19 protein-coding genes are annotated in these 21,642 nt (G+C 60.1%); 9 read left to right on the top strand and 10 right to left on the bottom strand.

Annotated features, from left to right (window positions below; translation table 11 throughout):
- A complete protein-coding gene (locus tag H7A77_RS02515; protein ID WP_033644834.1) occupies positions 1-648 on the bottom strand; it encodes a DsbA family protein in 648 nt (215 codons plus the stop codon).
- A 68-nt stretch (positions 649-716) separates the two neighbouring features.
- Positions 717-1,601: an MBL fold metallo-hydrolase gene (locus H7A77_RS02510; protein ID WP_046687735.1), complete on the bottom strand. Its 885-nt coding sequence runs from the start codon at positions 1,599-1,601 to the stop codon at positions 717-719.
- 108 nt (positions 1,602-1,709) lie between these two features.
- Here H7A77_RS02510 and H7A77_RS02505 point away from each other — a divergent pair, with 108 nt between their 5' ends.
- The gene (locus H7A77_RS02505; protein ID WP_033644836.1) at positions 1,710-2,618 is read left to right on the top strand and encodes a LysR family transcriptional regulator; all 909 of its coding nucleotides are present in this window, start codon (positions 1,710-1,712) and stop codon (positions 2,616-2,618) included.
- Positions 2,619-2,645: 27 nt separating this feature from the next.
- On the opposite strand, the gene H7A77_RS02500 is transcribed toward H7A77_RS02505, so the two are convergent.
- The gene (locus tag H7A77_RS02500) at positions 2,646-3,569 is read right to left on the bottom strand and encodes a LysR family transcriptional regulator (RefSeq protein WP_047026615.1); all 924 of its coding nucleotides are present in this window, start codon (positions 3,567-3,569) and stop codon (positions 2,646-2,648) included.
- 133 nt (positions 3,570-3,702) lie between these two features.
- Between H7A77_RS02500 and lysA the strand changes: the two genes are divergently transcribed.
- Positions 3,703-4,965: a diaminopimelate decarboxylase gene (gene lysA, locus H7A77_RS02495; protein ID WP_033644838.1), complete on the top strand. Its 1,263-nt coding sequence runs from the start codon at positions 3,703-3,705 to the stop codon at positions 4,963-4,965.
- A 27-nt stretch (positions 4,966-4,992) separates the two neighbouring features.
- Here the strand turns inward: lysA and H7A77_RS02490 are convergent, their stop codons facing one another.
- The 3 genes from H7A77_RS02490 to galR form a co-directional block, all read right to left on the bottom strand.
- Positions 4,993-5,295, bottom strand: coding sequence for a helix-turn-helix domain-containing protein (locus H7A77_RS02490; RefSeq protein WP_025304078.1), 303 nt, complete (start codon positions 5,293-5,295; stop codon positions 4,993-4,995).
- 5 nt (positions 5,296-5,300) lie between these two features.
- Positions 5,301-5,645, bottom strand: a complete 345-nt coding sequence (locus H7A77_RS02485; RefSeq protein WP_033652133.1) for a type II toxin-antitoxin system RelE/ParE family toxin — start codon at positions 5,643-5,645, stop codon at positions 5,301-5,303.
- Between the two features lie 158 nt (positions 5,646-5,803).
- A complete protein-coding gene (gene galR, locus H7A77_RS02480) occupies positions 5,804-6,823 on the bottom strand; it encodes an HTH-type transcriptional regulator GalR (protein ID WP_182073777.1) in 1,020 nt (339 codons plus the stop codon).
- Between the two features lie 220 nt (positions 6,824-7,043).
- Between galR and H7A77_RS02475 the strand changes: the two genes are divergently transcribed.
- The 3 genes from H7A77_RS02475 to lplT all read left to right on the top strand — a co-directional run bounded on the left by H7A77_RS02475 (position 7,044) and on the right by lplT (position 12,983).
- Entirely contained in the window at positions 7,044-9,302 is a 2,259-nt protein-coding gene (locus H7A77_RS02475) for a molybdopterin guanine dinucleotide-containing S/N-oxide reductase (RefSeq protein ID WP_182073776.1), read from the top strand.
- A gap of 343 nt (positions 9,303-9,645) precedes the next feature.
- Complete coding sequence (gene aas, locus H7A77_RS02470) at positions 9,646-11,799, top strand: bifunctional acyl-ACP--phospholipid O-acyltransferase/long-chain-fatty-acid--ACP ligase (RefSeq protein WP_182073775.1); 2,154 nt, start codon at positions 9,646-9,648, stop codon at positions 11,797-11,799.
- On the top strand, positions 11,799-12,983 hold the full coding sequence (gene lplT, locus H7A77_RS02465) for a lysophospholipid transporter LplT (protein ID WP_033644843.1): 1,185 nt from the start codon (positions 11,799-11,801) through the stop codon (positions 12,981-12,983). Before aas ends, lplT begins: the two co-directional genes overlap by 1 nt.
- A 32-nt stretch (positions 12,984-13,015) precedes the next feature.
- Here lplT and H7A77_RS02460 read toward each other — a convergent pair whose 3' ends face one another.
- From H7A77_RS02460 to mutH, 4 genes are all read right to left on the bottom strand, one after another.
- Positions 13,016-14,056: an NADP(H)-dependent aldo-keto reductase gene (locus tag H7A77_RS02460; protein ID WP_033644844.1), complete on the bottom strand. Its 1,041-nt coding sequence runs from the start codon at positions 14,054-14,056 to the stop codon at positions 13,016-13,018.
- A 205-nt stretch (positions 14,057-14,261) separates the two neighbouring features.
- On the bottom strand, positions 14,262-14,480 hold the full coding sequence (locus H7A77_RS02455) for a YgdI/YgdR family lipoprotein (protein WP_016929923.1): 219 nt from the start codon (positions 14,478-14,480) through the stop codon (positions 14,262-14,264).
- A gap of 155 nt (positions 14,481-14,635) precedes the next feature.
- Positions 14,636-15,352, bottom strand: coding sequence for a TerC family protein (locus H7A77_RS02450; RefSeq protein WP_033644847.1), 717 nt, complete (start codon positions 15,350-15,352; stop codon positions 14,636-14,638).
- Between the two features lie 100 nt (positions 15,353-15,452).
- The gene (gene mutH, locus H7A77_RS02445) at positions 15,453-16,139 is read right to left on the bottom strand and encodes a DNA mismatch repair endonuclease MutH (protein WP_033644848.1); all 687 of its coding nucleotides are present in this window, start codon (positions 16,137-16,139) and stop codon (positions 15,453-15,455) included.
- A gap of 696 nt (positions 16,140-16,835) precedes the next feature.
- Here mutH and rppH point away from each other — a divergent pair.
- The 4 genes from rppH (at position 16,836) to thyA (ending at position 21,519) form a co-directional block, all read left to right on the top strand.
- Complete coding sequence (gene rppH / locus H7A77_RS02440) at positions 16,836-17,363, top strand: RNA pyrophosphohydrolase (RefSeq protein WP_004931849.1); 528 nt, start codon at positions 16,836-16,838, stop codon at positions 17,361-17,363.
- A 12-nt stretch (positions 17,364-17,375) separates the two neighbouring features.
- Entirely contained in the window at positions 17,376-19,622 is a 2,247-nt protein-coding gene (gene ptsP, locus H7A77_RS02435; protein WP_033644849.1) for a phosphoenolpyruvate--protein phosphotransferase, read from the top strand.
- A gap of 222 nt (positions 19,623-19,844) precedes the next feature.
- On the top strand, positions 19,845-20,717 hold the full coding sequence (gene lgt / locus H7A77_RS02430; protein ID WP_015378920.1) for a prolipoprotein diacylglyceryl transferase: 873 nt from the start codon (positions 19,845-19,847) through the stop codon (positions 20,715-20,717).
- A 7-nt stretch (positions 20,718-20,724) separates the two neighbouring features.
- The gene (gene thyA / locus H7A77_RS02425) at positions 20,725-21,519 is read left to right on the top strand and encodes a thymidylate synthase (RefSeq protein WP_015378919.1); all 795 of its coding nucleotides are present in this window, start codon (positions 20,725-20,727) and stop codon (positions 21,517-21,519) included.
- Positions 21,520-21,642 lie beyond the last annotated feature (123 nt).

Genomic DNA, 21,642 nt, shown 5'->3' with positions numbered 1-21,642 from the left:
TTACGCCAGCGCGGCGGCGCCCAACAGATTCTTCCAGGCTTCCACATTGCCCAGATAATTGCCGGCCGGCAGCAGATGCAGCTGGCCCTCGCTATCCTGCAGCGCAAAGGTCGGGAAGCCCTGGCCCTGCACTTTGGCCAGCAGCGCCCGGCTTTCCGCGATGTGTTGCGCGGTCGGCGCACCGCTGTTGAAGCGCATTTCGGCGATAAACGCCGCCGAAGGCAACCCCAGCTCTTTCGCCAACGCTTCCAGCACCGGCGTGTCGGCGATGCGTCGCCCTTCCTGATAGTGCGCCTGCTGAATGCGGTGCAGCATGTCCAGCCCGCGTCCCGCCAGTTTTTCCGCCGCCAGGATAGCCGTGATCGGCGGCTCGGAATCCATCACCGCCGTGGTGTCGCGCAGCAGGCCGTTGAAATAGGCTTCGCCGAAAGGCTGGCCCGTCATCTCGGCGATGCGCTTGTCGTGCGGAATGACGTAGTTGCGCCATTCGTCGGTGATCTGACGGCGGTTGTTGCCGGTCATCATGCCGCCGGCGTGCGGCACGACCTTCAGCCCGGGGAGGCTCTGAGCCGCTTTCACCAGCGGCGCGGCGCCGTAGCACCAACCGCACAGCGGATCGAAAATGTAATGCAGAGTGGTTTCGGTCATTTTTACTCCTCGCTTGGCGCGCGGCAAGCCGCCGCGGCGCCAGGGCTGGTTCAATCACGCACGGGCGCTTATTGCGGCCACTTCATCTCGCCTTTCAGCACTTTCGCGCTCAGTTCCAGGCTCGATTCGTCTTTCAGCGTCGGGTAGTGCTTTTTCATCGCTTCAATCAGCGCGGCGGAATCCTTGGCTTTCGGCAGTTCGGCTTCCAGCGTGGTCAGGTATTTTTGGGTAAAGTGCACCGATGCCAGCGTCTGTGCGGCACCCGGCAGGAAGTGGCCCGGCACGACGACCTGCGGCTTCAGCGCTTCGATGTTTTTCAGCGTTTGCTGCCAGTGCTGGCGCGATTCTACGCTCTGGTTATCGGCGATCCACGGATGGATATTGTCACCGGCGACCGCCACGCCGCCCACGACCGCTTTCAGCGCCGGGATCCACACGAAGGTGCGATCGGGGGTCGGGCCGTTCAGGCCTTTCACTTCCACTTTTTGACCGTCGATGGTGAAGCTGTCGCCCTGCAGCGGCTGCGGCACGATCACGGTTTTCGGCGCGTTGTCTTTCAGGATTGGGCCCCAGTAGGCGATTTTGCCGTCTTTGGTGGCGTTAATGTCCTTGATGGTGCCAGGCGAAGCGATGATTTTCGCCTCCGGGAAAGCGGCCTTAATCACGTCCAGACCGAAATAGAAATCCGGATCTGAGTGGCTGATGTAGACGGTGGTCAGTTTCTTGCCGGTCGCCTTGATCTTTTTCACCAGCTCTTCGGCATCGTTGCGCTGGAACTGTGCGTCGATCAGCGCCACTTCGTGTTTGCCGCTGATGATTTCGGAAGACACCGGGAACACGCTTTTCTCGCCCGGGTTATACACTTCCATGGTCAGGGTATCGGCAGCGGTGGCGTAGGTGCTCAGGGTGGCGACGCCGGTGAAGGCCAGAGTTAACAGTGATTTCTTAAACATGGGCAGAGGTCCTTAGGTATCGGTTAATGTTGTAATGATGTTAGGTTGCATAAAGCGATAGAAAAACCGGATAATAAGCAATTATTCGTTGCATAAATCGGACTAATCATGGATCGCATTACCGCCGCTGAGGTTTTTGTCACCATCGTCGATCGCGGCAGCATGATCGCCGCTGCGGAAACGCTGGAGATGTCGCGCGCGATGGTCACTCGCTACCTGGCCCAGATGGAGCAATGGGCCGGGGCGCGTTTACTGCACCGCACTACCCGTAAGCTTAGTCTGACCGACGCCGGTGAACGTACTTTGGAGCGCTGCCGACAAATGTTGGCGCTGGCGGGGGAAATCGATCTGGTGGAGGAAGGGCAGAGCGACGAACTGCGCGGCCTGCTGCGCATCACCTGTTCGCAATCGCTCGGACAAACGGCGCTGGTGGGGGCCGTCGCCCAGTATCTGAAGCGTCATCCGCAGGTGGCGGTCGATCTGCAGATGAACAACCGGGCGGTGAACCTGGTGGAAGAGCGCATCGATCTGGCGCTGCGCATCACCAATGAGCTGGATCCCAACCTGATCGCCCGGCCGCTGTCCACCTGCGCGTCGGTGGTGTGCGCCGCGCCGGCGTATCTGGCGGCGCACGGCACGCCGCGCCAGCCGCAGGATCTGGCGTTACACAACTGCCTGACTTATTCCTATTTCGGCAAAAGCCTGTGGCATTTCGACGCTCAGGGGGTGAAATCGGCGGTGGCGGTCAGCGGCAACCTGAGCGCCAACGAATCGGTGGTGCTGATGGCCGGTACGGTGCAGGGCGCGGGCATCTCCCTGCAGCCCTACTATTCGGCGGCGCCGCTGTTGGCCAGCGGCGAACTGGTGGAGCTGCTGCCGGGTTACCGGCCGCAATCGATGGGCATCTACGGCATCTACACCTCACGCCGACAAATGCCCGCCACCTTGCGCACCATGCTGGACTTTCTGGTGGAATGGTTCGCCAGCGATCCGCAGTGGCAGGCGACGCTGCGCTAAGGCCGCGGCAACATTCCCACGCCGTTTTCACCGTTTGACGGCGGCGGCCAGGCGGGCGGAGAACAGTGCCGCCTGTTGATGCAGATGGTCGATAAAGGCCGTCACCAGCGCCGATGAAGGGCGGTGCAGCGGCCGTATCAGGCTGACGGTGAACGGCACGTCGATGCTGAATGGCCGCACGTGCACGCCGCTGCCGGCATAGTCGAGCGCCGTCAGCGGGTTGACGATCGAGACCCCCACGCCGGCTCTCACCATGGCGCACACCGACGCCGCGCTGTGCGTTTCCATCACCATGCGGCGCTCGACGCCCTGCTCGGCGAACAGCGCATCGAGCAAGTGGCGATAGCTGTCGGTGCTCGACAGGCTGATAAAGTTTTGCCCGGCGAAATCCTGCGGCGTCAGTTGGCCTTTCGCCAGCAAAGGATGGCCCGCCGGCAGCACGCAGACCTCATTCAACGTCATCAGCGTTACCCGCTCGGTGCCCGCCGGCGTCAGGGTGGTTTCCGTCAGCCCCAGATCGTGGCGCTGGGCCGACAGCCACTCTTCCAGCAGCGGCGATTCTTGCGGGATCACGCTGAAGCTGACTTCCGGGTAACGTTCGATAAAGGGCCGGCACACCGCCGGCAGCAGCGATTGGGAAAATACCGGCAGGCACACGATCGACAGCTGCGCCTGCTGAAACTGGCGAATGCCGGCGGCGGCGTTGACGATGCGATCGAGGCCATAATAGGAGCGTTGCACCTCTTCGAACAGCCGTAGGCCCTGCACCGTGGGGGACAAGCGCCCGCGAACCCGATCGAACAGCTGCAGCCGAATCAGCTTCTCAAAGCGCGCCAGCTCACGGCTGACGGTGGGTTGCGAGGTTTGCAGCAGGGCCGCCGCCTCGGTCAGGTTGCCGGTGGTCATCACCGCCCGAAAGATTTCTATCTGCCGCAAAGAGATGCTGTGCATGACGAGGCTGCTCGACTGTAGAGAAAGCTATATCATAAATGAATAGACTACGGCTAAATAGATATTTTCCACCCGATTCAGCGTGCGGCACTATGGGCTTATCTGCCGTCACTTTCGAATTGGGAATATCGCCATGCCACGCCCGTTGCACGACACCTCCACCGCGTTGAACGCCGCTAACCTGCTGGCCTTGCCGCAGCGCTTCGGTTGCCCGGTCTGGGCTTATGATGCCGACATCATCAGCCAGCGCATCGCGCAGCTGCGCCACTTCGACACTATCCGTTTCGCGCAGAAAGCCTGTTCGAACATTCATATTTTGCGCCTGATGCGCGAGCAGGGCGTGAAGGTGGATTCGGTGTCGCTCGGCGAAATCGAGCGGGCGCTGCAGGCCGGTTTTCAGCCGGGCGGCGAGCCGAGCGATATCGTGTTTACCGCGGACGTATTGGATCACGCGACGCTGGCGCGCGTCAGCGCATTGAAGATCCCGGTCAACGCCGGTTCCATCGATATGCTGGATCAGCTCGGCCAGGCTTCCGCAGGGCATCCGGTGTGGCTGCGCATTAATCCGGGGTTTGGCCATGGCCACAGCCAGAAAACCAACACCGGCGGCGAGAACAGCAAGCACGGCATCTGGTATGCCGACCTGCCGCAGGCGGTGGAGAAGATCCGCCGCTACGGCCTGAAGCTGATCGGCGTGCATATGCATATCGGCTCCGGCGTCGATTACCAGCATTTGGAGCGCGTCTGCGATGCGATGGTGCAGCAGGTGATCGATCTCGGTCATGACATCAGCGCCATTTCCGCCGGCGGCGGCCTGTCTATCCCGTATCAGTACGGCGAAGAGGCGATCGATACCGAACACTATTTCGGTTTGTGGAACCGGGCGCGTGAGCGCATCGCCGCGCATCTGGGGCACCCGGTGCAGTTGGAGATTGAACCCGGACGTTTCCTGATGGCGGAGGCGGGCGTATTGGTGGCCGAGGTGCGGGCGGTAAAAGACATGGGGAGCCGCCACTTTGTGCTGGTGGATGCCGGTTTTAACGATCTGATGCGCCCGGCGATGTACGGCAGCTATCACCATATTTCGCTGTTGCCGGCCGATGGGCGCGACACCTCGGAACAACCGCTGCGCGACACGGTGATCGCCGGGCCGCTGTGCGAATCCGGCGACGTCTTCACCCAGCAGGCGGGCGGCGGCGTGGAAACCCGCGAGCTGCCGCCGGTGCAGATCGGCGATTATCTGGTGTTTCACGATACCGGCGCCTACGGCGCATCGATGTCCTCCAACTACAACAGCCGTCCGCTGTTGCCTGAAGTGCTGTTCGAAAACGGCGAGCCGCGTTTGATCCGCCGCCGCCAAACCATCGAAGAACTGATCGCGCTGGAACTTATCTGATAAGCGGGCGGGCGCCTTGCGCCCGCTTCACAGCGTCATGCGGCGGTGCTGGCCATTGGGCAATTGCACATCCAGCGACAGCGTGCCGCCCATCGCCTCGATATAGCGTTTGAGCGACGACAGCTTTATTTCGCTGCCGCGCTTTTCCAAATTGGCGACGGAGGGTTGGCTGATGCCGAGCCGCTTCGCCAATTCAACCTGAGAGACCGCCAGCTCTTCCCTCAGCATTGCCAGCCGCAGTTCGAAAATTTCCTTGTCCGCTTTTTGCCTGGCTGCGGCAACGACGGCGGGATCGAGCTTGTCGATCAGTTGGGATAACGGTTTGGCCATCTGCACTACCTCCGGGTTGCCAGATAATGTGAAAATTCCATGGCAGCGATGGGCAACATGCGCTGGTAAAAGCGTTTGTCGCCGGTTTTATCGCCACCGCACAGCAATACTGCTTGCCGCTGTGGGTCAAAGGCGAAAAACACCCTGAAAGGGCGCCCGCGATGTTGAACGCGCAACTCCTTCAACTGCCGGGCCGCGTCGGAAAAATGCAGCGTATCGGCGTGCGGCCGCGCCAACTGCGGGCCGAACGTCTGTAATTTGAAGATCGCCGCCAGGATGCTTGTTTGCTGGGCGTTGTTCAGCGCCAAAAACCAGTCGTCGAATCGTTCGACGGTCACCACTTGCCACATGATGCGCTTCGAATATAGTGTTTATGCTATATAGCGTAAAGGTTATTGTGCCAACAATCTGCACGAATGCAGGGAGCGGAAAAAATCCAAAAGTGAGAAATGCGGCGGGCTGCGCAATCTGAGCGCATGGGTGACGGCTCACCCATGCGGCGGCATGATTACGGCTGTTCGTGCGCGTTGTTGAGGGTGGCGACCGAGTGGCGGCGCACCAGCGTTGGGCTGAACATGTTGGTGATTTCCGGCAGCGGTTGCCGGTTGGCCAGCGCCAGCGCCAGCTCCGCCGCCTGGGTGGCCATCGCCACGATAGGGTAGCGAATGGTGGTCAGGCGTGGGCGCAGGTAGCGCGAAATCAACACGTCGTCGAAACCGATCAGCGAAATTTCTCCCGGTACGTCGACGCTGTTATCGCTCAGCACCGACAGCGCGCCGGCGGCCATCGGATCGTTATAGCAGGTAATGGCGGAGAACGAACGGCCGCGGCCGAGCAATTCGGTCATCGCCTGTTCGCCGCCGATCTCGTCCGGTTCGCCGTAGGCGATCAGCTTTTCATCCACCGCAATGCCGTGTTCCTGCAGCGCGTCGAGATAGCCTTGCAGACGATCGGTGGCGTCGGAAATCTGGTGGGTGGAGCAGATGATGGCGATGCGCTGGTGCCCTTGCTGGATCAGATGACGGGTCGCCAGCCAGGCGCCGTAGCGATCGTCGAGCGCCACGCAGCGCGTTTCAAACCCCGGCAGCGTGCGATTCATGAGCACCATGCCCGGGATCTGTTGCATCCAGCCGCAAAGTTCCTGATCGCTCAGCCTTTTGGCGTGCACCACCAGCGCTTCGCAGCGGTGCCGCACCAGCTGTTCAATCGCCTGACGCTCTTTTTCGGCGTCGTGGTAACCGTTGCCAATCAGCAGAAAATTGTGGGTGGCGTAGGCCACCTGCTCGACCGCCTTGACCATCGCGCCGAAGAAGGGATCGGAAACGTCGGAGACGATCAGCCCCAGCGTCTCGGTGGATTGCTGCGCCAGCGCTCGTGCGTTGGCGTTAGGGTGATACTGCAGCTGTTCCATGGCGGCCTGCACCGCAGTGCGCGACCCTTCGCTGGCCTTGGGGGAATTGTTTATCACGCGGGATACCGTGGCCACGGAAACACCCGCCAGCCTGGCAACATCCTTTATCGTAGCCATATCAGTCAACACATCCTGGGTAATCGCTTACATCCCCCAGTTTTGCGGAAAAAAACCGGGGCTGCAAGCGGTCTCGTGCGCAACTTGTGGCGGCGGTTGCAGAATCTCTTCGCGTCTGTACGCATAACCGACTGCTACCGAACGATAGCGCAATTTGTACGTTGGCACTGGCGGCGGGCTGAGGTAACGTCTGTGCATTCCGATTTGCGCCGAGAACGCCATGTCCATTAAACGCTATCCGCAGCTCGCCCATTGGGGCGCTTATACCGCCGTGGTTGAAGACGGCCGGCTTATCCGTTGTGAACCCTTCGTCGACGATCCTGACCCTTCGCCGCTGCTCGATTCCATCGTCCCGATGGTCTACTCCGATAAACGCATCCGCAAGCCGGCGGTGCGCCGCTCGTGGCTGCAAAAGCGCGAGGGCAGCGACCGGACGCTGCGCGGCAGGGAAGATTTCGTCGAGGTGGACTGGGAATTGGCGCTCGATTTGGTGGCGCAAGAGAATCGCCGGGTGCGCGAGCGTTACGGCGCCTCCGGGTTGTTTACCGGCTCTTATGGCTGGTCGTCGGCCGGGCGGCTGCACCATGCCCGCTCGCTGGTGCGGCGGTTCTACTTCAGCGGCGGCGGCGGCGTCGATCAGCAGGGCAACTACAGCTGGGGCGCGGCGCAGTTCTTTCTGCCGTATGTGATCGGCACTTTTTCCCCCTTGACCGGGCGCGTCACCAGTTGGCCGAGCGTGGTGGAGCATTGCGAGCTGTTTGTGGCGTTTGGCGGATTGGCGCTGAAAAACGCTCAGGTCTCTTCCGGCGGCGCGGCGGAACATGCGCTCAAGCCCTGGCTGCAAAAGCTGGCGCGCAAGGGCACGCCGGTTATCAACATCAGCCCGATGCGCGATGATTGTCCCGAGTTTGTCAACGCGGAATGGATCCCGATCCGGCCGAATACCGACGTGGCGCTGATGCTGGCGCTGGCTTACGAAATCCAGCGGCTGGACGCGCAGGATGAAGCCTTCCTGCACAGCCACTGCGTGGGCTATCAACAGCTGGCGGATTACCTGAACGGCGCCGGTGACGGCGTGGCGAAAACCCCCGTTTGGGCCAGCGCCATTACCGGCATTCCGGCGGCGCGCATCGCGCTGCTGGCGCGGCAACTGATCGGCGTGCGCAGTTTTATCACCTGTTCCTACTCCGTGCAACGCGCGCATCGGGGGGAGCAACCGTATTGGATGATGATCGCGCTGTCGGCGATGCTGGGCCAGGTGGGGCTGCCGGGCGGCGGTTTCTCGTTCGGCCACGGCTCGATGAACGGCGTCGGCAATCCACGCGTGGACACGCCTGCGCCGACCATGCCGGTAGGCGAAAATCCGGCCGGGCTGGCGATCCCGGTGGCGCGCATCTGCGACATGCTGTTGCACCCCGGTGAGGCCTATCAATTTTGCGGCGAGACGCGGCATTATCCGGATATCCATTTGGTGCACTGGGCCGGCGGCAACCCGTTCCATCATCATCAGCAGTTGAATCGGCTGGTGGAGGGCTGGCAGAAGCCGGACACGGTGATCGTTCAAGATATCTGGTGGACGGCGGCGGCCAAAATGGCAGACATCGTGCTGCCGGTCACCAGTTCGCTGGAGCGTAACGATATCGGCGGCTCGTCGCGCGATCGCTACGTGTTGGCGATGCATCAGGCCATTGCGCCGCAGCATCAGGCGCGCAACGATTTCGATATCTTCGCCGATCTGGCGGAGCGTCTCGGCTATCGTGAGCGCTTTACCGAGAATCGCGACGAGCGGGCCTGGATCGAAGCTATCTACCGGCAATGCGGCGCAGCGCAGCAGCGCGCCGGCGTCGCCTGGCCCGAGTTTGAGGCCTTCTGGCTACGGGGCTATGTCGAGCTGCCCGCGCCGGCTAAAGAGTTCGTATTTTTTGACGCATTCCGCGCCGATCCGCAGGCTAACCCGCTGCAAACGCCCAGCGGCAAGATAGAGCTGTTCAGCGAGCGGATCGCCGGCTATCGCTACGAAGATTTCGCTCCGCATCCGCAGTGGCGGCCGCCGGTGGAGTGGCTGGGCGCGCCGCAGGCCAAAAACTGGCCGCTGCACCTGATCTCCATTCAGCCGAGCGATCGCCTGCATAGCCAGATGGATCCGGCGCCGCTGGCGCAGGGCAACAAGACCGCCGGGCGAGAAACCTTGTACATGCATCCGGACGATGCGGCGCCGCGCGGTGTGGCGGACGGCGCCGAAGTGCTGGTCAGCAACGCGCGCGGCAGCTGTCTGGCGGGGGTATCGCTCACCGATGGCGTGACGCGCGGCGTGGTGCTGATGGCGACCGGTGCCTGGTTCGAGCCGGGTTTCGACGCGCAGCGCCGGCCGGTCGAGCAGGCGGGCAACCCGAACGTGCTGACGCTGGATATCGGCACCTCGCCGCTGACGCAGGGGCCGAACGCCATGAGCTGCCTGGTCGAGGTCAGCGCACGATGAGCGAAGATGTCACGTCTGGGTCACTGGCTCGTCGTTGTTATATTTATTTTCGTCGCTGCGGGAAGGTTTAAGTTTCATTGAGTTATTACAGCAGATCGTGGGAAATTTACAGCTGGTTGCATTTGGAGCAGAACTCTTGCGATTCGCCGGTAGTTTCCTGCACGCCATCTCTCTAGAGTAGGTGATCCCAGAGGTATTGATTGGTGAGAAATCAGCGTGCCTTGCATGCTGAAGCCATTTTCAATTGCACCAACCTACGCGGATGCGTAGGTTTTTTTTTGCCTGCCATATAGTATTCTTTTCCCTACAACGATTTACGCCTCCATGGCCAAGGGAGAAGGGCATGATCTTTTCACTGCTGCGCGCGCTGTTTCGCCTGTTGTTTCGGGTACGGGTCGAAGGGGACGTCCAGCACTTCGAACGGCAAAAATTACTGATTACGCCGAACCACGTCTCTTTCCTCGACGGCGTACTGCTGGCGCTGTTCCTGCCGATAAAACCGGTGTTTGCGGTCTATGCCAGTATCGGCGAGAGCTGGTTTATGCGCTGGCTGCGGCCTTACATCGATTTTGTCTCGCTCGATCCCACCAAGCCGATGGCCATCAAGCAACTGGTGCGCATGGTCGAGCAGGGACGGCCGATCGTGGTGTTCCCTGAAGGGCGCATCACCGTGACCGGCGCGCTGATGAAAATTTACGACGGAGCGGCGTTTATCGCCGCCAAATCGGGCGCGACCGTGGTGCCGGTGCGGATCGATGGCCCGGAGTTCAGCCCGTTTGGCCGCATGGCCGGGGTGTTCAAGATCCGCTGGTTCCCGCAAATCAGCATCCGCATCTTGCCGCCGACCACGCTGCCGATGCCGGAAGCGCCGCGCGCGCGTGAACGCCGGGCGCTGGCGGGCGATCGGCTGATGCAGATCATGATGCGGGCGCGGATGGAGACGCGCGAGCCGCAAACGCTGTTCCATGCTTTGCTGGCGGCGCAGCACCGCTATGGGCGCCGCAAGCCTTGCATCGAAGACATCGCTTTCAAAGAAGACAGTTACCAGACGCTAGTCAAGAAATCGCTGGGCGTCAGCCGCATTCTGCAGCGCTTTACTGCCGAGGGGGAGCACGTTGGGCTGCTGTTGCCCAACGCCACCATTACCGCGGCGGCGATCTTCGGCGCTTCGCTGCGCAATCGCATCCCGGCGATGCTCAACTACACCGCCGGCGCCAACGGCCTGAACAGCGCGATGACGGCCGCCGGCATCAAGACCATCGTCACCTCGCGCCAGTTTCTGGAGAAAGGCAAGCTGACCCACCTGCCGGAACAGGTGCCGCAGGCTAACTGGGTGTATCTGGAAGATCTGAAAGATACGGTCACGCTGGCGGATAAGCTGTGGATCCTGCGTCACTTGCTGCAGCCGCAGCGCGCGGCGTTGCCGCAACGTCCGGAGGACCCGGCGCTGATCCTGTTCACGTCCGGATCCGAAGGCCATCCCAAGGGCGTGGTGCATTCGCACGCCAGCCTGCTGGCCAACGTAGAACAAATCCGCACCATCGCCGATTTCACGCCGCGCGACCGCTTCATGTCGTCGCTGCCGCTGTTCCACTCGTTCGGACTGACGGTGGGGCTGCTTACGCCGCTGATCACCGGCAGCCGCATTTTCCTCTACCCCAGCCCGCTGCACTATCGCGTGGTACCGGAGCTGGTGTATGACCGTAACTGCACGGTGTTGTTCGGCACGGCGACCTTCCTTAACAACTATGCGCGCTTCGCGCATCCGTATGATTTTGCCCGCCTGCGCTATGTCGTGGCCGGCGCGGAGAAACTGGCGGATAGCACCAAACAGATCTATCAGGACAAATACGGCATCCGCATTCTGGAAGGCTATGGCGTGACCGAGTGCGCGCCGGTGGTCTCGATCAACGTGCCGTTGGCGACCAAGGTGGGCACCGTCGGCCGTATCATGCCGCAGATGGAGGCGCGTCTGATCGCGGTGCCGGGTATTGATAACGGCGGCCGTCTGCAGCTGAAGGGGCCGAATATCATGAAAGGCTATCTGCGGGTTGAACGCCCCGGCGAACTGGAGCCGCCGGCGGCGGAAGATGCGAACGGCGTGCTGCAGCCGGGCTGGTATGACACCGGCGATATCGTCAGCCTGGATGAGCAGGGTTACTGCACCATTCGCGGGCGCGTGAAGCGCTTCGCCAAGCTGGCGGGCGAGATGGTGTCGCTGGAGAGCGTCGAATTGCTGGCGCAACGGCTGTCGCCGGATAAACTGCATGCCGCCACGGTCAAAAGCGACAGCAGCAAAGGCGAGGCGTTGGTGCTGTTTACCACCGATCCCGCCATTACCCGCGAGGCATTGCTGCGGGTGGCGCGCGAACTGGGCAGCCCGGAGCTGGCGGTGCCGCGCGATATTCGTCTGTTGAAAACGCTGCCGGTGCTCGGCAGCGGCAAACCTGATTTCGTCACCCTGCGTCATATGGCCGAACAGCCGGAGAGTGCCTGATGAATCCTTCGACCGAATCCCCTTTGTTGTCACGCGGCATGATCGCGGTGATCAGCGCGCAGTTCCTTTCGGCGTTCGGCGACAATGCGTTGCTGTTCGCCACGCTGGCGTTGATCAAGCAGCAGCTGTATCCGGACTGGAGCCAGCCGATCCTGCAGATGGCCTTTGTCGCCACCTATATCATTCTGGCTCCGTTCGTCGGCCAGATCGCCGACAGCTTTGCCAAAGGGCGGGTGATGATGTTCGCCAACGCCCTGAAATTGGCGGGGGCATTGGTGATCTGTTTTGGGGGTAATCCGTTTCTGGGTTACAGCCTGGTCGGCGTGGGAGCCGCCGCGTATTCACCGGCTAAATACGGCATTCTGGGCGAGATCACCAGCGGCGAGAAACTGGTCAAGGCTAACGGCCTGATCGAGGCTTCGACCATTGCGGCCATTCTGACCGGTTCGGTGGCCGGCGGTATTCTGGCGGACTGGCACGTAGCGGCGGCGCTGGCGGCCTGCGCGTTGGTTTACGCGGGAGCGGTGGTCGCCAACCTGTATATTCCGCGTTTGGCGGCGGCGCGTCCTGGCGCTTCGTGGCGTCCGCAGGCCATGACGCACAGCTTCTTTGCTGCCTGCGTTACGCTGTGGCGCGATGGACAGACGCGTTTCTCATTGATTGGCACCAGCCTGTTTTGGGGGGCCGGCGTGACGCTGCGTTTTCTGCTGGTGCTGTGGGTACCGGTGGCGCTCGGCATCGCCGATAACGCCACGCCAACGCTGCTGAACGCCATGGTGGCCGTCGGCATCGTGGTGGGCGCGGGTGCCGCCGCGCGCTTCGTCACGCTTAAAACGGTGAAACGCTGTATGCCGGCCGGGATCCTGATCGGCGTCGCGGTCGCGGTGTTTGCGCTGCAAACGACCATGCTCAATGCCTACGTCTTGCTGGCGCTCATCGGCATGCTGGGGGGCTTCTTCGTCGTGCCGCTCAATGCGTTGCTGCAGGAGCGGGGCAAACATTCGGTCGGCGCCGGCAATGCGATCGCAGTGCAAAACCTGGGTGAAAACGCTGCCATGTTGCTGATGCTGGGCCTGTATTCTTTGGTCGTGAAGCTGGGCGTGCCGGTGGTGGGCGTCGGCGTAGGGTTTGGCGTGGTGTTTGCGCTGGCGATTAGCGCGTTGTGGTGGTCGCAGCGGCGGTGAAGCGGGGCGCAGCCAGGCTGCGCCCTCCGGCTTCAAGGCGCCGGAATGGTAAACCGGGTGTGGATTTCTTCGAGCGCCTGCAGCACGTCCTCATCCAGAATCACGTCGAGGCTATCGAGGTTGATTTTCAACTGCTCCACCGAGGTGGCGCCCAACAGGGTGCTGGCGACGAACGGCTGCTGACGCACGAAGGCCAACGCCATCTGTGAAGGATCCAGCCCGTGTTTTTTGGCCAGCGCCACGTATTCGGCGATCGCCCGTTGGGTTTGCTGCCCTGAATAACGGTTGAATCGGGTGAACAGCGTATTGCGCGCACCGGCCGGTTTAGCGCCGTTGAGGTATTTACCGCTCAGCGTGCCGAACGCCAGGCTGGAATAGGCCAGCAGTTCTACCCCTTCGTGCTGGCTGATTTCGGCCAGGCCAATCTCAAAGCTGCGGTTCAGCAGGCTGTACGGGTTTTGAATCGACACGATGCGCGGCAGCTCGTGTTTCTCCGCCAGTTGCAGATAGCGCATCACGCCCCAGGGCGTTTCGTTGGATACCCCGATATAGCGAATTTTACCGGCGCGCACCTGCTCGGTCAGCGCCTCCAGGGTTTCCAGCAGCGTGACCGTGGCTTTGTCATCGGTATATTGATAGTTGAGTTTGCCAAAGCAGTTGGTGGCGCGCTGCGGCCAGTGCAATTGGTAAAGATCGAGATAATCGGTGTTCAGCCGCTTGAGGCTGGCGTCCAGAGCGGCGCGGATGTTTTTGCGATCGAGCGCCTGCTGCGGGCGGATGCTGCTGTCAGTGCCGCGCACCGGGCCCGAGACTTTGCTGGCCAGGACGATTTTTTCGCGATTGCCGCGCGCTTTGATCCAACTGCCGATATAGCTTTCGGTCAGGCCCTGGGTTTCCGGGCGGGGCGGCACCGGGTACAGTTCGGCGGTATCTATCAGGTTCACGCCTGCGGCCAATGCATAGTCCAGTTGCGCATGGGCGTCGGCTTCGCTGTTCTGTTCGCCAAAGGTCATGGTGCCCAGTCCCAGCACGCTCACTTCTAAAGAACTGTGGGGAATACGGTGGTATTGCATTAACGGCCTTCCTTTCTTGTTAGCGCTGACGGGCCGTGCGGCCCGGTGAAACAGGAGCCCAATTCAGAAGACGGCGCAAAGTCCGTCGGGCGGCGATGTCGCCTTTCCTGACTATAACCAAGCGGTGAAGATGGGGGAAGCGGATTCCGTGCGGACACGAATGAGGGCTACCGCGCTCGAGCGGGCGATAGCCGGCGTGCGGTGATTAGCGTTCGATAACCTGGGAAACCTGATCGCCGTTGATCTGGCGGTGATTGCCTTTCTCATCTTTATAACTGATGAGCCCGGTATCTGTGTCGATCTCCGGTTTGCCTTGCGTCAGGATCATGTTGCCGTCTTTGGTCGCCATGACGTAGTCGCTGGAACATCCCGCCAAACCGGCGGCCATAACCAGCGCAGACACTGCCATTACCCACTTTTTCATCCTGCGGATCCTCGATTATGCAGAAAACAATGTTCTTTCAAGATTAGCAAACTCTTGGCAGAGAGCGTCTCAGATAAGTCTTTATCTGATAAGAAAAACTGAAATGAGGGGGCAACGAAACGGCGGAAGCCGCCGATGGCGGCCTCCGCGTAGGGTTATTCCGGCGAACGGTTTTTCTTGCTGCGCATCAGATTGAGCGCTTCTACCGACATGGAGAAGAACATGGCGAAGTAGATGTAGCCTTTCGGCACGTGCACCTGGAAACTTTCCAGCATCAGCGTGAAGCCCACCAGGATCAGGAACGCCAGCGCCAGCATTTTCACCGACGGATGGCGATTGACGAATTCGCCGATCGGCCGTGCGGCGAACATCATCACGCCGACGGCAATCACCACCGCCGCCATCATGATGAACAGGTGATCGGAAAGGCCTACGGCGGTAATCACCGAATCCAGACTGAAGATGATATCCAACAGCATGATCTGTACGATCGCGCCGAAGAAGCTGTGCACCTTGGTGTGGTGCTCTTCTTCCGTGCCTTCGATGGTTTCGTGGATCTCTTTGCTGGCTTTCCAGATCAGGAACAATCCACCGAGCAGCAGGATCAGATCGCGGGCGGAAATGGCGTGATCCAGCACGGTGAACAGCGGGTGCGTCAAGCGGATCACCCAGGCGATGGAGGCCAGCAGCGCCAGGCGCATCAGCATGGCGGCGGCCAAGCCCATTCGGCGAGCTTTGTTCTGTTGCGCTTTGGGCAGCTTCGCCACCACCAGCGACAGAAAAATGATGTTATCAATACCCAGTACGATCTCAAGAATGGTTAGCGTACCTAACGCTAACCAGGCATTGGGATCCATAATCCATTCGAACATTGCCCGACACACCTTAATACTTAATAAATGCAAAGGGTGAATTATACGCGTTTATCGTGGCGCTGACAGGGCTAGCTAAACCAGAGTTAAACGAAATCGCTTAGATTGAGAAATGTCTTGCCAGCAGCGCGCCGGTAAAACCCTTTTTCAGATAGAAACCGCGCGGCAGCGTCATGATAGGTTGCCCCTGTTCGCCGATGGCTTCGGTGAGCGCCTTGTTGTTGGCCGCTTTGGGGCGCAGTTGCAGCACTTCGCCGTGGCGTGCGGTGATGCGTTCTACGTGACCGAGCACAATCAGATCCATCAGCTCTTCCCAATCGCGGCGCAGCATCTCTTCTTCTGCAGCGCTCGGGCTCCACAGCAGCGGCGAACCGACGCGGCGCTGCGCCAGCGGGATTTGCCGTTCGCCCTCTACCGGTATCCACAACACGCGCGCCAGCTTGTGGCGAACGTGGCTGCTGGCCCAGGTGACGCCGCTGTTGCCGGTGAGCGGGGCCACGCAGACGAAAGTGGTCTCCAGCGGTTTGCCGGCGGCGTCGACAGGAATGGTTTTCAGCTCAATGCCCAGCTCAGGAAAATCCTGTTCCGGTTTGCTGCCGGCCATGGCGCCGAGGTACAGCTCCAGCAGCATGCCCACCCAGCCTTTATCGCGTTTCAGATCCTTGGGGATCGGCAACTGCGCGCGGGCGGCCAGTTCGCCAAAACTGAAGCCGGCCAGCGCCTGAGCGCGCTCGAACAGCTGCCGTTCATTTTCCGGCGGGGGTGGCAGAGGGGATAAAAACGCCATAAATCAAGCCTGTCGAATTTGGTTGAAAAACGTACTGCAAAGATACACGGGAAACGGTAACCCCAGTCGCCTGGGGAAAAGAATAATAGTAGCATGATTTTACATGACTTTTTTTCTTTCCTTGCGCGAGCGACAATGCACCCACGAGGCTTGTTCACCTGAAGCCACCGACAATAAACAGGATCTTACACCTATTTATCCACAGATTTATGGGATAACCCAAATTTTTACCGATCACTGGTTCAATTTACAGCCTTGACTCGGGCGGTTTTTTACGAATTTGTCCGTTTTGTGCGTAACTTGCCCGGATAATCTGTGGATAAAAACGGCGTTGGTGGATCTTTCGCCAGGGTAAGATCCTTACCGTGCATAGATCACATTTTTGCCCTGTATATAACTGTGGAATATTGGTTAATTATATGTTTTTAGGAATAATATTGTTTTTTCGGTGTGAGGAGGGATTTTCGGGGACGAGAGTTTTACCGGCTTATCCCTCGAGTTCTGCACACACCTATCCACAGAAAAAGTGAATAAAACCGGTCTGAAATGCCGATGCATGTTTATAACTTTGCCTATATCTGTGAGTTATCCCAATGTTATCCGGCCCGCAGCGCCGTAAAGCAGTGGTTTACCGCCTGTAGCTTGTGTGAAACAATCAGGACATCTATGCGAATTTAAGCTTATCGAGGTAGTCCGGTGATCGATGATGATGGCTACCGCCCGAATGTTGGTATCGTAATCTGTAATCGTCAGGGGCAGGTCTTATGGGCCCGCCGTTACGGTCAGCACTCCTGGCAGTTTCCCCAAGGTGGGATTAACCCTGGCGAAACTGCGGAGCAGGCGATGTACCGTGAGCTGTTCGAAGAAGTGGGGCTGAGTAAAAAGGATGTGCGCATCCTGGCTTCGACCCGCAACTGGTTGCGCTATAAATTGCCGAAACGTTTGGTGCGTTGGGACACAAAGCCGGTTTGTATCGGCCAAAAGCAAAAATGGTTTTTGTTGCAGCTACTGTGCAATGACGCTGATATCAATATGCAGCGCAGCAGCACGCCGGAGTTCGACGGTTGGCGCTGGGTGAGCTTCTGGTATCCGGTGCGCCAGGTGGTGTCATTTAAACGCGACGTCTACCGCCGGGTGATGAAAGAATTCGCCGTGACCGTGATGCCGATGCAAGAGCAGGCGGCGCCGCGGCAGGCCCCCGCTTATCGCCGAAAGAGAGGTTAAGTTAAGCCGACTATGCTCACGCGCTTGCGAGAAATTGTAGAGAAGGTGGCCGCGGCGGCCAGTCTGACGGATGCGCTGGATCTGCTGGTCAATGAAACCTGTCTGGCGATGGACACCGAAGTGTGCTCCATTTACCTGGCGGACAACGATCGCCGCTGTTACTACCTGATGGCCACGCGCGGGCTGAAAAAGCCGCGCGGGCGCACTATCGCATTGGCGTTTGACGAAGGTGTCGTCGGGTTGGTCGGCCGCCGGGCCGAACCCATCAACCTGGCCGATGCCCAAAGCCATCCCAGCTTCAAGTACGTTCCGCAGGTCAAAGAGGATCGTTTCCGATCCTTCCTCGGGGTACCGATCATTCACCGGCGCCAGCTGTTGGGGGTGTTGGTGGTGCAGCAGCGCGAGCTGCGCCAGTTCGACGAAAGCGAAGAGTCGTTCATGGTCACCCTGGCCACGCAGATGGCCGGGATCCTTTCACAGTCGCAGCTTAATGCCATTTTCGGCCAGTATCGCCAAACGCGCGTGCGCGCGCTGGCGGCCTCGCCCGGCGTAGCGGTGGCGGAAGGGTGGCAGGATAGCAGCCAGCCTTCGCTCGATCAGGTTTACCGCGCGTCGACGCTGGACACCGCCAGCGAGCGCGAGCGCCTGACGTTGGCGTTGGAAGAGGCCGGCGCGGAATTTCGCCGCTTCAGCAAGCGTTTTGCCGCCAGCTCGCAAAAAGAGAGCGCGGCGATCTTCGATCTTTATTCTCACCTGCTAAACGACGCCCGCCTCAAGCGCGAATTGTTCGCCGAAATTGACAACGGCTCGGTGGCGGAATGGGCGGTGAAGCAGGTGATAGAAGCCTTTGCCGAACAGTTTGCCAAACTGCAGGACACCTATATGCGCGAGCGCGGCAGCGACCTGCGTGCGCTGGGCCAGCGCCTGCTGTTCCACCTCGACGACACCACTCAGGGCGCCACCCAGTGGCCGGCGCGTTTTGTGCTGGTGGCGGATGAACTGACCGCGACATTGCTGGCCGAAGTGCCGCAGGATCGCCTGGTTGGCGTGGTCGTGCGCGACGGCGCCGCCAATTCGCATGCGGCGATTTTGGTGCGGGCGATGGGGGTGCCGACGGTGATGGGCGCCGACATCCAGCCTTCTCTGCTCAGCCAGCGGCTGCTGATCGTTGATGGGTATCGCGGCGAACTGCTGGTCGATCCTGAGCCGGTGCTGGTGCAGGAATACCAACGGCTGATCAGCGAAGAACAGGAACTGAGCAAGCTGGCGGAAGACGACGTCGAACAACCGGCGCAGTTGAAAAGCGGCGAACGCGTTCAGGTGATGCTGAATGCCGGCCTCAGCCCGGAACATGAACAGCTGTTGGGCGGCCGGGTGGACGGCGTGGGGTTGTACCGCACTGAAATTCCGTTCATGTTGCAAAGCGGTTTCCCTTCTGAAGAAGAACAGGTCGCGCAGTATCAAGGCATGCTGCAGCTTTATCCCAACAAACCGGTCACGCTGCGCACGCTGGACATCGGCGCCGACAAGCAACTGCCCTACATGCCGATCAGCGAAGAAAATCCCTGCCTGGGCTGGCGCGGCATTCGCATCACTCTGGACCAGCCGGAGATTTTTTTGATACAGGTGCGCGCCATGCTGCGCGCCAATGCCGGCACCGGCAACCTGGGCATTTTGCTGCCGATGGTCACCAGCCTGGAAGAGGTCGATGAGGCCAAGCGCTTGATTGACCGCGCCGGGCGCGAGGTGGAAGAGGTGCTTGGCTACGCGATCCCGAAACCGAAAATCGGCGTGATGCTGGAAGTGCCGTCGATGATTTTCCTGATCCCGCATTTGGCGGGGCGCGTCGACTTCATCTCGGTAGGCACCAACGATTTGACCCAGTACCTGCTGGCGGTGGATCGCAACAACACGCGGGTAGCCTCGCTGTACGACAGCCTGCATCCCGCGATGCTGCAGGTGCTGAAGCTGATCGCCGAACAGGGGAAAGCGGCCGGGCTGCAGCTTAGCCTGTGCGGTGAACTGGCCGGCGATCCGATGGGCGCGCTGTTGCTGGTAGGCATGGGCTATCGCAATCTGAGCATGAACGGACGCAGCGTGGCGCGCATCAAATACCTGCTGCGGCATATCGATCTTGCCGACGCCGAAGTGTTGGCGCACCGAGTGTTGAACACCCAAATGACCACGGAAGTGCGCCATTTGGTGGCGGCGTTTATGGAGCGACGCGGCATGGGCGGGTTGATTCGCGGCGGCAGATAATCGCCGCGCGATGTGATTTTTTTACAGAACTTTTCCCGCGCTGCCGGCCCGGACCGCGCTAAGCCTATGTTATGATGCGCAACCTCAGCGCGACGCATGTTCGTCGTCTTGCAAACCGCAGCGGCCAACGCTGCCGTTTGAAAGGCGTGTGACAACCTGCGCCGACGTTTGGCACCTGCCGCCCCCGCATGGGGAAAAATAACAGACATGTTGTGGTGATAGATGAGCAATAGCTATCTGGCGTTTCCTAAATTTGATCCGGTCATTTTCTCCATTGGCCCGGTTTCTTTGCATTGGTACGGCCTGATGTATCTGGTCGGCTTCGTTTTTGCCATGTGGCTGGCGGTGCGCCGCGCCAACAAGCCGGGCAGCGGCTGGACCAAAGACGAAGTGGAAAACCTGCTCTACGCCGGTTTCCTGGGCGTATTCGTCGGCGGCCGCGTGGGCTATGTGCTGTTCTACAACCTGCCGTTGTTCCTGGATAATCCGCTCTATCTGTTTAAAGTCTGGGATGGCGGCATGTCGTTCCACGGCGGATTGATGGGGGTGATTCTGGTGATGTTCTGGTTCGCTCGCCGCACCAAACGCACCTTCTTCCAGGTTTCCGATTTTATCGCGCCATTGATCCCGTTCGGTTTGGGCGCCGGCCGCCTCGGCAACTTCATCAACGGTGAACTGTGGGGCCGCGTGACCACCGACACCCCTTGGGCGATGCTGTTCCCAAGCTCGCGCAGCGAAGACGTGGCGCTCGCCGCCGCCGATCCTTCTCTGCTGCCGCTGCTGAATCAGTATGGCGTGCTGCCGCGTCACCCGTCCCAGCTGTATGAACTGCTGCTTGAAGGCGTGGTGCTGTTTATCATTCTGAACCTGTTCATCCGCAAGCCGCGGCCGATGGGTGCCGTATCGGGCCTGTTCCTGATCGGTTATGGCGCATTCCGCATCATCGTTGAAGCGTTCCGCCAGCCGGATGCCCAGCTTGGCCTGTTCGACGGCGTGATCAGCATGGGGCAGATCCTCTCCATCCCGATGGTGGTGGCCGGTGTTATTATGATGATTTGGGCGTACCGTCGTCGCCCGCAGCAACAACTGTCGTGAGGAACAAATGAAACAGTATCTGGATTTGATGAACAAGGTGCTCGCCGAGGGCACTCCTAAAGCCGACCGTACCGGCACTGGCACGTTGTCGATTTTCGGCCACCAGATGCGTTTCAATTTGCAGGAAGGCTTCCCGTTGGTGACCACCAAGAAATGTCATTTGCGTTCGATCATTCATGAGCTGTTGTGGTTCCTGAACGGCGATACCAACATCGCCTATCTGCGTGACAACAAGGTCACCATTTGGGACGAGTGGGCCGATGAAAACGGCGATCTCGGCCCGGTGTACGGCAAGCAGTGGCGAGCCTGGGGCGCGGCGGACGGTCGTCAGATCGATCAGCTGAGCAACGTGCTCCAGCAGCTGAAACAAGATCCGGATTCGCGCCGCATCATCGTTTCCGCCTGGAACGTCGGTGAGCTGGACCAGATGGCGCTGGCGCCGTGCCACGCGTTCTTCCAGTTCTACGTGGCGGACGGCAAGCTCTCTTGCCAGCTGTACCAGCGTTCCTGCGACGTGTTTCTCGGCCTGCCGTTCAACATCGCCAGCTACGCGCTGTTGGTGCATATGATGGCGCAGCAGTGCGATTTGGACGTCGGCGACTTCGTCTGGACCGGTGGCGATACCCATCTGTACAGCAATCATATGGAACAGACGAAGCTGCAGCTGACGCGTGAACCCCGTCCGTTGCCGAAGCTGGTGATCAAACGCAAGCCGGCTTCGCTGTTCGATTACCGTTTCGAAGACTTCGAGATCGAAGGTTACGATCCGCACCCGGCCATCAAGGCGCCGGTCGCGATCTGATCTTAACCGCATCACACCAGGGGCGCAGCGATTGCGCCCCTTTTTTTATCCGCATTGCGCGCCGCGCCGCATTTTATTGTCGCCACTTGTCGCTATAGGGAAAACATTGCGCAGCTTGCCGCA

The organism is Serratia sp. ME47 (genome assembly GCF_903970925.1).
Classification (GTDB): Bacteria; Pseudomonadota; Gammaproteobacteria; order Enterobacterales; family Enterobacteriaceae; genus Serratia; species Serratia ureilytica.
The sequence above is the reverse complement of the archived record's forward strand: the minus strand, read 5'-3'. Positions and strand labels throughout refer to the sequence as shown.

Bases quoted from the DNA above. Each gene is read 5' to 3' on its own strand.
- H7A77_RS02515 (WP_033644834.1), bottom strand. From the start codon at position 648: ATGACCGAAACCACTCTGCATTACATTTTCGATCCGCTGTGCGGTTGG.
- H7A77_RS02510 (WP_046687735.1), bottom strand. From the start codon at position 1,601: ATGTTTAAGAAATCACTGTTAACTCTGGCCTTCACCGGCGTCGCCACC.
- H7A77_RS02505 (WP_033644836.1), top strand. From the start codon at position 1,710: ATGGATCGCATTACCGCCGCTGAGGTTTTTGTCACCATCGTCGATCGC.
- H7A77_RS02500 (WP_047026615.1), bottom strand. From the start codon at position 3,569: ATGCACAGCATCTCTTTGCGGCAGATAGAAATCTTTCGGGCGGTGATG.
- lysA (WP_033644838.1), top strand. From the start codon at position 3,703: ATGCCACGCCCGTTGCACGACACCTCCACCGCGTTGAACGCCGCTAAC.
- H7A77_RS02490 (WP_025304078.1), bottom strand. From the start codon at position 5,295: ATGGCCAAACCGTTATCCCAACTGATCGACAAGCTCGATCCCGCCGTC.
- H7A77_RS02485 (WP_033652133.1), bottom strand. From the start codon at position 5,645: ATGTGGCAAGTGGTGACCGTCGAACGATTCGACGACTGGTTTTTGGCG.
- galR (WP_182073777.1), bottom strand. From the start codon at position 6,823: ATGGCTACGATAAAGGATGTTGCCAGGCTGGCGGGTGTTTCCGTGGCC.
- H7A77_RS02475 (WP_182073776.1), top strand. From the start codon at position 7,044: ATGTCCATTAAACGCTATCCGCAGCTCGCCCATTGGGGCGCTTATACC.
- aas (WP_182073775.1), top strand. From the start codon at position 9,646: ATGATCTTTTCACTGCTGCGCGCGCTGTTTCGCCTGTTGTTTCGGGTA.
- lplT (WP_033644843.1), top strand. From the start codon at position 11,799: ATGAATCCTTCGACCGAATCCCCTTTGTTGTCACGCGGCATGATCGCG.
- H7A77_RS02460 (WP_033644844.1), bottom strand. From the start codon at position 14,056: ATGCAATACCACCGTATTCCCCACAGTTCTTTAGAAGTGAGCGTGCTG.
- H7A77_RS02455 (WP_016929923.1), bottom strand. From the start codon at position 14,480: ATGAAAAAGTGGGTAATGGCAGTGTCTGCGCTGGTTATGGCCGCCGGT.
- H7A77_RS02450 (WP_033644847.1), bottom strand. From the start codon at position 15,352: ATGTTCGAATGGATTATGGATCCCAATGCCTGGTTAGCGTTAGGTACG.
- mutH (WP_033644848.1), bottom strand. From the start codon at position 16,139: ATGGCGTTTTTATCCCCTCTGCCACCCCCGCCGGAAAATGAACGGCAG.
- ptsP (WP_033644849.1), top strand. From the start codon at position 17,376: ATGCTCACGCGCTTGCGAGAAATTGTAGAGAAGGTGGCCGCGGCGGCC.
- lgt (WP_015378920.1), top strand. From the start codon at position 19,845: ATGAGCAATAGCTATCTGGCGTTTCCTAAATTTGATCCGGTCATTTTC.
- thyA (WP_015378919.1), top strand. From the start codon at position 20,725: ATGAAACAGTATCTGGATTTGATGAACAAGGTGCTCGCCGAGGGCACT.